General features: G+C 72.9%; 11 protein-coding genes. 6 read left to right on the top strand and 5 right to left on the bottom strand.

The features are described from left to right. Positions 1 to 1,214 (top strand): DUF349 domain-containing protein (locus I4I78_RS22595; RefSeq protein ID WP_218613470.1); only part of this gene is annotated, 1,214 nt, incomplete at its 5' end. 47 nt (positions 1,215 to 1,261) lie between these two features. Here I4I78_RS22595 and I4I78_RS22590 read toward each other — a convergent pair. Next, complete coding sequence (locus tag I4I78_RS22590; protein ID WP_218613469.1) at positions 1,262 to 1,753, bottom strand: hypothetical protein; 492 nt, start codon at positions 1,751 to 1,753, stop codon at positions 1,262 to 1,264. After that, positions 1,750 to 3,258, bottom strand: coding sequence for a tRNA (N6-isopentenyl adenosine(37)-C2)-methylthiotransferase MiaB (gene miaB, locus I4I78_RS22585; protein WP_218613468.1), 1,509 nt, complete (start codon positions 3,256 to 3,258; stop codon positions 1,750 to 1,752). The genes I4I78_RS22590 and miaB overlap by 4 nt, the downstream gene beginning before the upstream one ends. Before the next feature lie 98 nt (positions 3,259 to 3,356). Between miaB and I4I78_RS22580 the strand changes: the two genes are divergently transcribed. Next, a complete protein-coding gene (locus I4I78_RS22580; protein WP_308252295.1) occupies positions 3,357 to 4,337 on the top strand; it encodes a TAXI family TRAP transporter solute-binding subunit in 981 nt (326 codons plus the stop codon). Positions 4,338 to 4,368: 31 nt separating this feature from the next. Here I4I78_RS22580 and I4I78_RS22575 read toward each other — a convergent pair whose 3' ends face one another. Further along, entirely contained in the window at positions 4,369 to 5,793 is a 1,425-nt protein-coding gene (locus I4I78_RS22575) for a HAMP domain-containing sensor histidine kinase (RefSeq protein WP_218613467.1), read from the bottom strand. 7 nt (positions 5,794 to 5,800) lie between these two features. Next, positions 5,801 to 6,484: a response regulator transcription factor gene (locus tag I4I78_RS22570; RefSeq protein WP_218613466.1), complete on the bottom strand. Its 684-nt coding sequence runs from the start codon at positions 6,482 to 6,484 to the stop codon at positions 5,801 to 5,803. Positions 6,485 to 6,661: 177 nt separating this feature from the next. Between I4I78_RS22570 and I4I78_RS22565 the strand changes: the two genes are divergently transcribed. From I4I78_RS22565 to I4I78_RS22550, 4 genes are all read left to right on the top strand, one after another. Beyond that, positions 6,662 to 7,390, top strand: coding sequence for an amino acid ABC transporter ATP-binding protein (locus tag I4I78_RS22565; protein ID WP_218613471.1), 729 nt, complete (start codon positions 6,662 to 6,664; stop codon positions 7,388 to 7,390). 93 nt (positions 7,391 to 7,483) lie between these two features. Continuing rightward, positions 7,484 to 8,383: a glutamate ABC transporter substrate-binding protein gene (locus I4I78_RS22560; protein ID WP_218613465.1), complete on the top strand. Its 900-nt coding sequence runs from the start codon at positions 7,484 to 7,486 to the stop codon at positions 8,381 to 8,383. A gap of 75 nt (positions 8,384 to 8,458) precedes the next feature. After that, on the top strand, positions 8,459 to 9,106 hold the full coding sequence (locus I4I78_RS22555) for an amino acid ABC transporter permease (RefSeq protein WP_218613464.1): 648 nt from the start codon (positions 8,459 to 8,461) through the stop codon (positions 9,104 to 9,106). A gap of 34 nt (positions 9,107 to 9,140) precedes the next feature. Then, a complete protein-coding gene (locus tag I4I78_RS22550; protein WP_218613463.1) occupies positions 9,141 to 10,016 on the top strand; it encodes an amino acid ABC transporter permease in 876 nt (291 codons plus the stop codon). A 53-nt stretch (positions 10,017 to 10,069) separates the two neighbouring features. Here I4I78_RS22550 and I4I78_RS33920 read toward each other — a convergent pair whose 3' ends face one another. After that, positions 10,070 to 12,052, bottom strand: a complete 1,983-nt coding sequence (locus I4I78_RS33920; RefSeq protein ID WP_218613462.1) for a S9 family peptidase — start codon at positions 12,050 to 12,052, stop codon at positions 10,070 to 10,072. Between the last annotated feature and the right edge of the window lie 97 nt (positions 12,053 to 12,149).

The following is a 12,149-nucleotide window of genomic DNA, read 5'->3' as shown; positions in this document are numbered from 1 at the left end:
GCTCGCCGGACCCGTCGCGCTGGGGCCGCGCCGACGACGACGGCACCGTCCACCTGGTCACCTCCGACGGCGAGCGGGTGATCGGCTCGTTCCACGCCGGCACCCCGCAGGAGGGCCTGGAGCACTTCGCCCGGCGCTTCGACGACCTGGTCACCGAGACCGAGGTGCTGGCCGCACGGCTCGAGGGCGGCGGCGACGCCAAGGCCACCCGCACCGGCATCCGTTCCCTGCTCGACGGGCTCGGCTCGGCCTCGGTCGTCGGTGACGTACCGGCGCTGCGCTCGCGGCTGGAGGATCTCGCCGGACGTGCCGAGTCCGGGGTGGCCGCGGCCAAGGCGGGCCGGGACAAGGCCCGCGCCGACGCCCTCGCGCGCAAGGAGTCGCTCGCCGTCGAGGCCGAGAAGCTGGCCGAGGACTCCACGCAGTGGAAGGAGGCCGGGGACCGCTACAAGGCGATCCTCGACGAGTGGCGCACGATCAAGGGGGTCGACCGCAAGACCGACGAGGCTCTCTGGAAGCGCTTCTCCAAGGCCCGCGAGTCGTTCAACCGGCGCCGCGGCTCGCACTTCGCCGACCTCGACCGCCAGCGCACCGTGGCCAAGGAGCGCAAGGAGGAGCTCGCGGTCGAGGCCGAGTCCCTCGCCGACTCCGACGACTGGGCCGGCACCGGCGCCCGCTACCGCGACATGATGGCCGAGTGGAAGGCCGCCGGGCGCGCACACCGCGACACCGACGACGCGCTGTGGGCCCGCTTCCGCGGCGCCCAGGACACGTTCTTCGCCCGCCGCAACGAGTCCTTCGCCGAGCGCGACGCGGAGTTCGCGGCCAACGGCGAGGCCAAGCGCTCGCTGCTGGCCGAGGCCGAGCGGATCGACCTGTCCGACCCGGACTCCGCGCGGGCCGCGCTACGCGGCATCCAGGCCCGCTGGGAGGACATCGGCAAGGTCCCGCGCGACGACATCCGCACCCTCGAGGGCCGGCTGCGCAGCGTCGAGGAGAAGGTGTCCGACGCCGCGGACAAGCAGTGGCGGCGCTCCGACCCGGAGGCCCAGGCCCGCCTGGAGCAGTTCCGCACCAAGGTCGCCCAGTTCGAGGCGCAGGCGGAGAAGGCCGGTGCCGCGGGCGACGCCCGCCGCGAGGCCGACGCGCGGCGTCAGGCCGACCAGTGGAAGGAGTGGCTCACCGCCGCCGAGCAGGCCGTCGAGCAGCGCTGACCGGCGCGGGGTGGCTCGGCCTGCCCGGCGGGGACCTGGGGCCGCGCTCAGGTCCGGCGCAGGGCCACCCCGGCCCAGGTGAACGTCAGCACCAGGATCCCGACCGCGCCGAGGACCAGCCCGGCCTGCGGGGGCGCGAGGCCGCTGTCCGCCCCGATCTGGCGTGACCAGATCGCCCAGATCCCGTTGACGGTGGAGATCCCGCAGCCGACGGCGCACACGAACGCGATGACCCAGCGCCGGGTGAGCAGCGCCAGCACCGAGCCCAGCACCCCGAACGCGATCATCGTGTAGGTGAACAGCCGCGGCAGCGGGCCGTACTCGGCCGTGCCCGCGAAGACCTCCCAGCCTGGGCTGCCACCGATCCACGGCAACAGCACCGAGCCGATCAGCGCCAGCACGCCCACCGCGACCACGACCGCCCGCGGGCCCGGGTCGAACCGGCGCTCGATCCGGTCCGGCAACCCGGCCATCTCGGCGTCGAGCTCGCGCAGCTCCTCGGGGACCTCGGCCCGCGAACGCCGTCCGTCGGCGCTCACCGGGCACCCGCCGCCGACGTCGCGGGCACGCCACAGCCGGCGGCCTCGGGTTCCGCGGGGGGCCTGCCGAACGCCGGCAGGCCGAGCGTCGTCGGGACCGGCCCGCTCCGTTCCCCGGCCTCGTACGCGTCACCGGCCCGGGTGCGGCGGTGGGTGATCACCCCGCCGTCGGAGACCAGGTGGTGCGGGGCGCCGTAGTCGATGCGCACCGTCACCACGTCGCCCGGGCGCGGCTGCGCGTCGCCGGGGCCGGCGGGAGCGAAGTGCACCAGGCGCCCGTCCCGGGCCCGGCCGGAGAGCCGACGGGTGGCACCGTCCTTGCGGCCCTCCCCACTGGAGACCAGCACCTCGAGCTCACGACCTTCCTGCGCGCGGTTGCCGGCCCAGGAGATCTCCTCCTGCAGCGCGGCGAGCCGCATGTAGCGCTCCTGCACGACCTTCTTCGGCAGCTGCCCGTCCAGCTCGGCGGCGGGGGTGCCGGGCCGCGGCGAGTACTGGAACGTGAACGCGTTCGCGAACCGGGCGCGACGGACCACGTCGAGGGTGGCCTCGAAGTCGGCGTCGGTCTCGCCCGGGAACCCGACGATGATGTCGGTCGAGATCGCCGCATCCGGGATCGACTCGCGCACCTCGTCGAGGATCGACAGGAACCGCGACGAGCGGTAGGAGCGGCGCATCCGGCGCAGCACGTCGTCGGAGCCGGACTGCAGCGGCATGTGCAGCTGCGGGCAGACGTTCGGGGTCTGCGCCATCGCGGCGATCACGTCGGAGGTGAAGTCGCGCGGGTGCGGGGAGGTGAACCGGACGCGCTCCAGGCCCTCCACGTCGCCGCAGGAGCGCAGGAGTTTCGCGAAGGCCCCCCTGCTCATCTCCCCGCCGAACTCCTGCCCGTAGGCGTTGACGTTCTGCCCGAGCAAGGTCACCTCCAGCACGCCGTCGGCGGCCAGGGCCTGCACTTCGGCGAGCACGTCGCCGGGGCGGCGGTCCTTCTCCTTGCCCCGCAGTGCCGGGACGATGCAGAACGTGCAGGTGTTGTTGCAGCCCACCGAGATCGACACCCAGCCGGCGTAGGCGGACTCGCGCCGCGCCGGGAGCGTCGAGGGGAACACCTCGAGCGACTCGGCGATCTCGACCTGGGCGCGCTCGTTGTGCCGGGCGCGTTCGAGCAGCACCGGCAGCGCGTGCACGTTGTGCGTGCCGAACACGACGTCGACCCACGGCGCGCGCGCCACGATGGTCTCGCGGTCCTTCTGGGCAAGGCAGCCGCCGACCGCGACCTGCATGTCCGGCCGTTCGCGCTTGATCGGCGCCAGGTGGCTGAGGTTGCCGTAGAGCTTGTTGTCCGCGTTCTCGCGCACCGCGCACGTGTTGAACACGACGACGTCGGCGGCGTCGGGCTCGTCGGACCGGGAGTACCCGGCGGCCTCGAGCAACCCGGCCATCCGCTCGGAGTCGTGCACGTTCATCTGGCACCCGTAGGTGCGCACGGCGTAGCTGCGGCTCACAACCACCGAGGGTAGGCGCCGTGGCAGCGGCCCGCCGCACCGCCCGCGACGCCTGCCCGCACTCGACCGCGGGGCGGGCGCACCGCCACAATGCGCGCGTGGGACCGGGCCGATCACCGCAGGTACGACGGCGGGTCGTGCTGCGCGTGGCCGGCGCCGCCGGGCTGGGCCTCGCGCTGCCGGGGGTCTCGGCCTGCACCGCGTCCGCGCCGGAACCCGCGCTGGTCATCGCGGGGGGTGTCGCGCCGGGTGTCTACCTGAGCCTGGCCCAGACGCTGGCGGGGATCTGGGCGGAGCGCCCGGGCCTGGACCCGCCCCGGGTGCTGTCGACGGCCGGCTCGGGCCAGAACATGGAGATGCTGGGCAGCGGGCAGGCGCAGCTCGCGATCAGCCAGATCGACGTGGCCGAGGTCTACGCGAACCGCATCGACCCCGGCTCCCCGTCCGCCCCGCGCGCGCTCGCCCGCCTCTACGACGACGCCACGCACGTCGTGGTCCGTCGCGACGCGCGGTTCACCCGCCTCGCCGACCTGCGCGGCGCCCGGGTCTCGATCGGACCCTCGGGCAGCGGCTACCAGCCGATCGCGGCCCGGCTGCTCGACGTCGCCGGGGTCGGGGTCGCCGGGCTCGGCACGCGCGCCGAGCTGGGCCTGGGCGACGCGACGGACGCGCTGCGCGCGGGAGCGATCGACGCGTTCTTCTGGTCCGGCGGCGTGCCCACCGACGGCGTCCGCGCCCTGGCCGCACAGCTCCCGATCCGGCTGCTCGACCTCACCGACGTCCTCCCCCGGCTGCGCGAGCGCTTCCCGGTCTACTCGGTGGGCACCGTCCCGGCCGACACCTACGGCCTGCCCGGGCCGGTCAGCACGCTGACCGTGCGCAACGCACTGCTCGTCACGGCCGCGATGGAGGCCGACGAGGCGCGGGCCCTGATCGAGGCGGCGTTCCAGGCCCAGCCCCGGCTGGCGGCGGCGAGCCCGGCCGCGGTGACGATCGACTCCCGTTCGGCGATCGGCACCCAGCCGATCCCGCTGCATCCGGGCGCGGAGGAGTTCTACCGCTCCACCAAGGGGTACTAGGCCGGTACCGGGCCGGTGTCGGGCCTGTGCTCTAGGCCGTCCCGGTGCCGTTGCGGTCGCGCTCCGCAGCCGTGAGCAGCGCCGTCACCAGCAGCCCACCACCCACGTCGGACCCGAGGCGGAACTCCCCGCCCGCGAGCTCCACGGTGCGCTCGGCGATGGCCAGACCGAGCCCGCTGCCCTCCACGTTGCTCTGCCCCGGCGCCCGCCAGAACCGGTCGGTCGCCCGCGCCATCTGCTCGGCGTCCATCCCCGGCCCGCCGTCGGCGACCACGACGCCGACCCGGTCGCCGTCGCGCCGGGTCGCCACCCGGATCTGCGCGCCGGAGGGCGTGTACTTCAACGCGTTGTCCAGCACGGCGTCCAGGACGGTCTCGATACCACCGGGCGCGATCCGCGCCCGGAGACCGGCCGGGCCGGACCGGCGCAGCGTCACCCCCTGGTGCTCGGCCAGCGGGCGCCAGGCCTCCAGCCGGTCCCGCACGGCCTCGTCCACATCCGACTCGCCCTCGCCGTCGGGGACCCGTTCGGCACGGGCCAGCGCGAGCAGCCCGTCGAGCACCCGGGACAGGCGTTCGGCCTCCTCCAGGGCCGCCGAATGGTCGTCCACGGCGTCCGGGCGCACCTGGCCGTCCAGGTTGGACAGGCGAAGGTGCAGTGCGGTCAGTGGGTTGCGCAGCTGGTGGCTGGCGTCGGCGACGAACGCGCGCTGCGCGGTCATGGCCTGGGTGACGGTGTCGGTCATCCGGTCGAACGAGGTGGACAGCCGCCGCAGCTCCGGCGGCCCGGCGCGTTCGGCGACCGGCTCGGCGTCGCCGCCGGCCAGCACCGAGGACGCCACCCGACCCATCCCCTCGTCCAGGCGGCGGACCGGGCGCAGGATCCAGGCCACCACCGGCAGCGCCACCAGCACGCCGAGCAGCAGCGCCAGCAACACCGCCCCCGCCACCACGGCCCAGGTGCGCAGCTCGGCGGCGCGCAGCGCGTCGGTCGGCGAGATCGTCATCGCCGCACCCACCACCTCACCGTCGACGAGCACCGGCTCGGCGAGCACGATCGGGCGCGTGTCCCAGGGCATCAGCAGGTCGTAGGCGGTCGAGCGCCGCCCGGCCAGCGCGACCCGCAGCCGTTGCTGCGTGTCGTCGGAGAGCTGCGGGACCCGCGGGCGCGACGACGCGACGATCTGCCCGGCACGGTCGTAGACGAGCACCGCCACGTCGTAGACCTGGTCGTACCGGGCGATCTCGGCGGCGAACGCGACCGTCGACGACCGGCCGCCGTCGGACTCGATCAGCGGCCGCTGCGCTCCGGAGGCGAACGAGATGGTGTCGGTGAGCCGGTCGGTGAACACCTCCTCCTGGCTGCGCTGTGCGTCGATCATGCCCAGCGGCACGCCCAGACCGACCGCGAGCAGCCCGACCAGGGCCAGGACGATGACCAGCAACCGGCTGCGCATCCCCGCCTCACCCGTCGGCGGCGAAGCGGTAGCCGACGCCGCGCACGGTCTGTACCAGCTCCGGGCGGCCGAGCTTGGTGCGCAGCGTGGCCACGTGCACGTCGAGCGTCCGGTTGGCGCCCGGCCAGCTCTTGCCCCAGACCTCGGCGACGATCTGGCTGCGCGTGCAGACCGCGCCGTCGGCCCGGGCGAGCATGGCCAGGACCTGGAACTCCTTGCGGGTCAGCGTGACGTTCTCGCCGGCCACGACGACCAGGTGCCGGCCCAGGTCGACCCGGACGTCGCCGACCTCGACACTGTCCTCGCCGGTCCCGGAACCCGGCCCCACCCCGCCCGGCACCCGGCGGCGCCGGTACACCGCGTGCACCCGGGCCACCAGCTCTCCGATGTCGTAGGGCTTGACCAGGTAGTCGTCGGCGCCGGAGTGCAGGCCGAGGATGCGGTCGTCGACCTCGCCGCGCGCGGTCACCACCAGCACCGGTACCTCGCTGACCTCGCGGATCGCGCGGCATACGTCCATCCCGTCGATGTCGGGCAGGCCCAGGTCGAGCAGGACCACGTCGACGCCGTCGAGGCGGTCGACGGCGCCTCTGCCGTGGTCGAGACGGGTGGTGGACATGCCGTGGCGGTGCAGCGCCGGGCGCAGCGCGGCAGCGACGCGGTCGTCGTCCTCGATCAGCAGGATGTGCACCGCTCTCCCCTCCGGCTCCGGCGCCGGGAATGTCGTTATCCCAGCGAAACCCTAAGCGTTCCTCAAGGTGGTGGACTGCGGTGTCCGATCCGCCCAGGCTTCGGCCCATGCCCGGAGGCCACTATGACCGCTGACACATCGTCGTCGTCGCCCGCCCGTACCCCGAGCGGCACGCCGATGATCCGGATGACCGGCGTCGACAAGCACTTCGGCGATCTCCACGTGCTCCGCGACATCAACCTCGAGGTCGCCCGCGGGCAGGTCGTGGTCGTGCTGGGGCCGTCCGGGTCCGGCAAGTCCACGCTGTGCCGTGCGATCAACCGCCTGGAGCCGATCGACTCCGGCGAGATCGCCGTCGACGGCACCCCGCTGCCGGCCGAGGGCAAGGCCCTGGCCGGGCTGCGCGCCGACGTCGGGATGGTGTTCCAGAGCTTCAACCTCTTCGCGCACAAGACGATCCTCGAGAACGTCACGCTGGCCCCGCAGAAGGTGCGCCGCGCCAAGCGCGAGGACGCGGAGAAGGCGGGGATGGCGCTGCTCGACCGTGTCGGCATCGCGAACCAGAAGGACAAGTACCCGGCCCAGCTCTCCGGCGGTCAGCAGCAGCGCGCCGCGATCGCACGGTCCCTGGCCATGACGCCCAAGGTCATGCTGTTCGACGAGCCGACGTCGGCCCTGGACCCGGAGATGGTCCAGGAGGTCCTCGACACGATGACCGGCCTGGCCTCGGACGGCATGACGATGGTCGTGGTCACCCACGAGATGGGCTTCGCGCGCCGCGCCGCGCACCGGGTCGTGTTCATGTCCGACGGCGAGATCGCCGAGGACTCCACCCCCGAGGCGTTCTTCACCAAGCCGGACACCGACCGGGCGCGCGACTTCCTCGGCAAGATTCTTACGCACTGAGAGCAGCTTGCGAAACGAAGCTCCGTACTGAGAGCAGCTTGCGGAACGAGCGTCTGCGCAGCTGAACCCTTCGACCCCGATCGGAGATCGACCATGAAGAAGACACGAATCCTGGTCGCCGGCCTGCTGGCCGGCGCCCTGGCCCTGAGCGCCTGCGGGCGCGAGGGCGGCCCCGGCGCCGAGGCCTCGACGTTCACCCCCACCGTCGCCGAGAACGTCCAGGTCGCGGGCTCGCCCACGTTCGCGGCGATGCAGCAGCGCGGCCGTGTCGTGGTCGGCGTCAAGGACGACCAGCCCGGCCTGGGCTTCAAGGACGCGACGACGAACCAGTACTCCGGTTTCGACATCGACATCGCCCGCCAGGTCGCCGGGCAGCTCGGCTTCTCCCCCGACAAGATCGACTTCAAGTCGGTGCCCTCGGCAGCACGCGAGAGCGCCATCGCCCGCGGCGAGGTCGACTACTACGTCGGCACCTACTCGATCACCGACAAGCGCAAGCAGCAGATCGCGTTCGCCGGCCCCTACTTCGTCACCGGTCAGGGCCTGCTCGTGCGCTCGGACGAGACCGCGATCACCGGCCCGCAGACGCTCAAGGGCAAGAAGGTCTGCTCGGTCACCGGGTCCACCCCGATCCAGCGGGTGAGCGACCAGGGCCTCACCGAGCCCGGGAACATCGTGCAGTTCCAGACCTACACCCAATGCGTGGACCAGCTGCGCAACCGCCAGGTCGACGTCGTGACCACCGACGAGGCGATCCTCAAGGGCTACGCGGCGCAGGCGCCGGACCAGCTCAAGATCGTCGGTCAGCCCTTCCCCACCCCGGACACCGAGAAGTACGGCGTCGGTCTGAAGAAGGACGACACCGCGATCCGCGGCAAGGTCAACGACATCCTGCAGGCCTCGTTCTCCGACGGCACCTGGCAGAAGATCTACGACGGCACGCTGGGCAAGTCCGGCACCCCGGCCTCGCCGCCGGCGCTGGCCCGCTACTGATCCTCGCCCCGTCCGGGGTGGTCGGGACTCCGCCACCCCGGACGTCGGCGTGACCCTGCACGGAAGGGGCTGGGCGTGGACGTCCTGTTCGACAACCTCGATCTCTACGGCGTGGCCTTCCTCGGCACGATCGAGCTGTTCGTGCTGGCCGGGATCGGCTCGCTGATCCTGGGGTTGCTGATCGCGGCGCTGCGGGTCAGCCCGGTCCCGGCGCTGCGCGTGTTCGGCACGCTCTACGTCAATGTCCTGCGCAACACCCCGTTGACGCTGGTCCTGTTCTTCTTCGCCTTCGCCTACCCGCGGCTGGGGTTGGTCGACCTGTCGTTCTTCGCGCTCGCGGCCACCGGGCTCACGCTCTACACCGCCGCGTTCGTCTGCGAGGTGATCCGCTCCGGGGTCAACACGGTGCCGGTCGGGCAGGCCGAGGCGTCGCGGGCGCTGGGGTTCACCTTCACCCAGACGCTGTCGCAGGTGGTGCTTCCACAGGCCGTCCGCGCCGTCGTCCCGCCGATGACCAACATCCAGATCGCGCTGCTGAAGAACACCACGATCGCGGCCGGCTTCTCCGTGGTCGAGGCGGGCGGCATCTACGCGAGCCTGTCCGAGCGGGGCTACAACGTGCTCATCGGCCTGCTGTGGGTGGCGCTGGGCTTCCTGATCCTGGTGGTCCCGCTGACACTGCTGCAGCGCCGCCTCGACGCCCGGTGGAGCGTGTCCCGATGAAGACCGCCGACGTACTTCTTCCCGCGGAGGCGGCATGAGCAGCGTCCTGTACGACGTCCCCGGTCCGGCCGCTCGGCGTCGCAACACCCTGATCGGCGTCCTCGGCACCCTGGTGATCGTCGCGATCCTCGGGTTCGTGCTCTACCGCTTCTTCGCCGCGGGCCAGTTCTCCCCGCGGCTGTGGGAGTGGATCCTCTACGTCAACATCCAGTACCTGCTGCTGGACGCGCTGCTCGCCACGCTGAGCGCGTTCGCCGTCGCCGCGGTGCTGTCGCTGGTGTTCGGCGCGGTGTTCGCCGGTGGGCGCCTGTCCGACCACGGCTGGATCCGCGGTCCGGCGACCGCGGTGGTGGAGTTCTTCCGCGCGATCCCGCTGCTGGTCCTGATCTTCATCCTGTACTACGGCATCTCGCGCGGGCTGGGCATCGACATCTCCGCGTTCTGGGCTCTCGTGGTCGGCCTGATGCTCTACAACGGGTCGGTCCTGGCCGAGGTGTTCCGCTCGGGCGTGCGCTCGCTGCCGCGCGGGCAGAGCGAGGCGGCCTACGCGCTGGGGATGCGCAAGACCCAGGTGATGACCACGGTCCTGCTCCCGCAGGCGCTGCGGGCGATGCTGCCGACGATCCTGAGCCAGCTCGTGGTGGTCCTCAAGGACACCGCGCTCGGGTTCATCATCCTGTACCCGGAGCTGCTCTACCAGGCGCGTTTCCTGGGCAGCCAGACCCAGCTCGGGGCCCCGATCCTGCCGGTCGCGCTCGTCATCGCGGCGATCTACATCGCGATGTGCCTGCTGCTCTCGGGCCTGTCCAAGCTCCTGGAGCGACGCTTGTCCCGCGGCCCGAAGGCGGGCGGTACGGCGCCCAGGGACCCCGAGCTCCAGTCGCTCGTCGGCAGCGGCGCCGCACAGTAACAATCCCGTGCGCGGATATCACTGCCGAGCAGTGATATCCGCGCACCACCTGCTCAGCGCAAATTCTCCACCGTGACCGGCTCGATGCCCTCCTCCGGCGGGAGGTCGAAGCCGAACACCTGGGCGTAGAAGCTCAGCTCGGCGTCGAGGGCGTGGCGGATGTTCTCGGCCTTGCGGAAGCCGTGCTGCTCGCCTTCGAACAGCAGGTAGGCGACCGGCACCTTCCGGGCCCGCAGCGCGTCGACGATCATCTCGGACTGGTTCGGCGGGACGATCGCGTCCTCGTCGCCCTGCAGCACGATCAGCGGCTTCGAGAACAGCTCGACGTGGTTGATCGGCGACCGCGCACGGTAGACCTCGCGCTCGGCCGGGTACGGCCCGACCAGGCCGTCGAGGTAGCGGGACTCGAACTTGTGGGTGTCGGCGGCCAGTGCCTCGAGGTCGGCGACGCCGAAGTGGTCGGCGCCGGCCGCGAACGGGGTGTCGGGGCGGGCCAGGGCGGCCAGCACGGTGAAGCCGCCGGCCGAGCCGCCGCGGATCGCGAGCCGGTCCGGGTCGACCCGGCCCTGCCCGGCCAGGAAGCTCGCCGCGGCCAGGCAGTCGGCGACGTCGACGATCCCCCAGGCACCCTTGAGCTGCTCGCGGTACTCGCGCCCGTACCCGGTCGAGCCGCCGTAGTCGACGTCGACGACGCCGAACCCGCGGGTCGTCCAGTACTGCACGTTCACCGACAGCACCGGCGCCGCGGACGCCGTCGGTCCGCCGTGGATGATCACCAGCAGGGGTGGCAGCTCGCCATCGGGGCCGTCCTGCGCGGCCGTGGGCGGGTAGTAGAGGCCGTGCGCGGTGCGGGTCTCGCCGTGCCCGTCGTGCGACGGGAACGAGATCGGCTCCGGCTCCGAGATCAGCTCCGGGTCCAGGCCGAGGTCGCGCGGCGCACGCAGGGTCTCGGTGCGGGGCCCGGCGGGCGTCAGCGCCACCCGGTGCACGCCCGGCTCGGCCCTCGGGCTGCCGGCGACCAGCACGACCGAGTCCGGCCCGCTCGCGTGCACCGACCCGATCACCGAGAACGGCAGGTCCAGCGCGGTCATCTCGCCGTCGGTGCCGCGCAGCACCAGCGCGTCGAAACCGTCGCAGGAGCGGGCGAACACCACGCGTCCGTCGTCGAGCAGCGTGTAGCGCGAGCCGCCGAGAGCCCAGCCGGGCACGCCGATCTCGGCGTCGATCCGGACCAGGGTCTCGATGTCGCTGCCCGGCAGCCACCGGTAGAGGTTCCACCAGCCGGTGCGGTCGGAGAGGAACGTCAGGGACCCGTCGCGCTGCCACCGCGGCTCGGTCACCGACTCCCCGCGCCCGCCGGCGACGACCGTCTCGTCGCCGGACTCCAGGTCGCGCACGGTGAGCAGGGTGTCGTCCCAGGGCATCGACGGGTGGTCCCAGGACAGCCAGGCCAGCGCCGCGCCGTCCGGGGACAACCGTGGCGCGGCGACGAAGTCGGGCCCGGTGACCAGCACCTGCGGCTCGGACGGGGTGCGTGCGTCGAGGCGGACGATCTCGTTGCGCACCTCGGTCGCCGCACAGCCCGCCGACGGGTGGTGCTCGCGGATCGCGACCATCCAGGTGCCGTCCGGGGCGACGTCGCCGTCGGCGTAGCGGTCGCCCCGCGGCGACGACGGCTCCGGGGTCAGCGCGAGCGGCTCGGCTCCGGGGTCGAGGCGGTAGAGGCGCTGGTCGGACCACTCGACGAACCAGACCGGGCCCGGCCCGCTGCCGCGGTACCCGTCGCCGACCCACCACGCCCCGCCGCCGTACTCGTGGACGCCGGTGCGCGCGTCGCTGCCCGCGGGAAGCAGGTCGGCCGGCTCGCCGCCCGGCGCGCGCCGGACCAGCTGGGTGCGCCCGCCCTCGGCGGGACGGCCCTCCGCCCAGAGGACGTCGTCACCGTCGGGGTGCACGGCGCCGAGGCGCACCGCGGCGGCCACCACGAGCTCCGAGGTCACCGGCGTCGACCAGGATCCGTAACCAGAGATCGTCACGGCCCCACGCTAATTCACCCCGTCCGCCGTCCCCACCGCGACACTCGTGAGCCACGACGAGCGTGGCGCGCATGTCCTGGTTCACGAGTGCCGGCGG

Source organism: Pseudonocardia sp. KRD291, from assembly GCF_019263595.1.
In the GTDB taxonomy this organism is placed as follows: Bacteria; Actinomycetota; Actinomycetes; order Mycobacteriales; family Pseudonocardiaceae; genus Pseudonocardia.
Note: the sequence above shows the minus strand (reverse complement) of the source record. Positions and strands in the feature narration are given on the sequence as shown.

Bases quoted from the DNA above. Each gene is read 5' to 3' on its own strand.
- I4I78_RS22550 (WP_218613463.1), top strand. From the start codon at position 9,141: ATGAGCAGCGTCCTGTACGACGTCCCCGGTCCGGCCGCTCGGCGTCGC.
- I4I78_RS22575 (WP_218613467.1), bottom strand. From the start codon at position 5,793: ATGCGCAGCCGGTTGCTGGTCATCGTCCTGGCCCTGGTCGGGCTGCTC.
- I4I78_RS22565 (WP_218613471.1), top strand. From the start codon at position 6,662: ATGATCCGGATGACCGGCGTCGACAAGCACTTCGGCGATCTCCACGTG.
- I4I78_RS22560 (WP_218613465.1), top strand. From the start codon at position 7,484: ATGAAGAAGACACGAATCCTGGTCGCCGGCCTGCTGGCCGGCGCCCTG.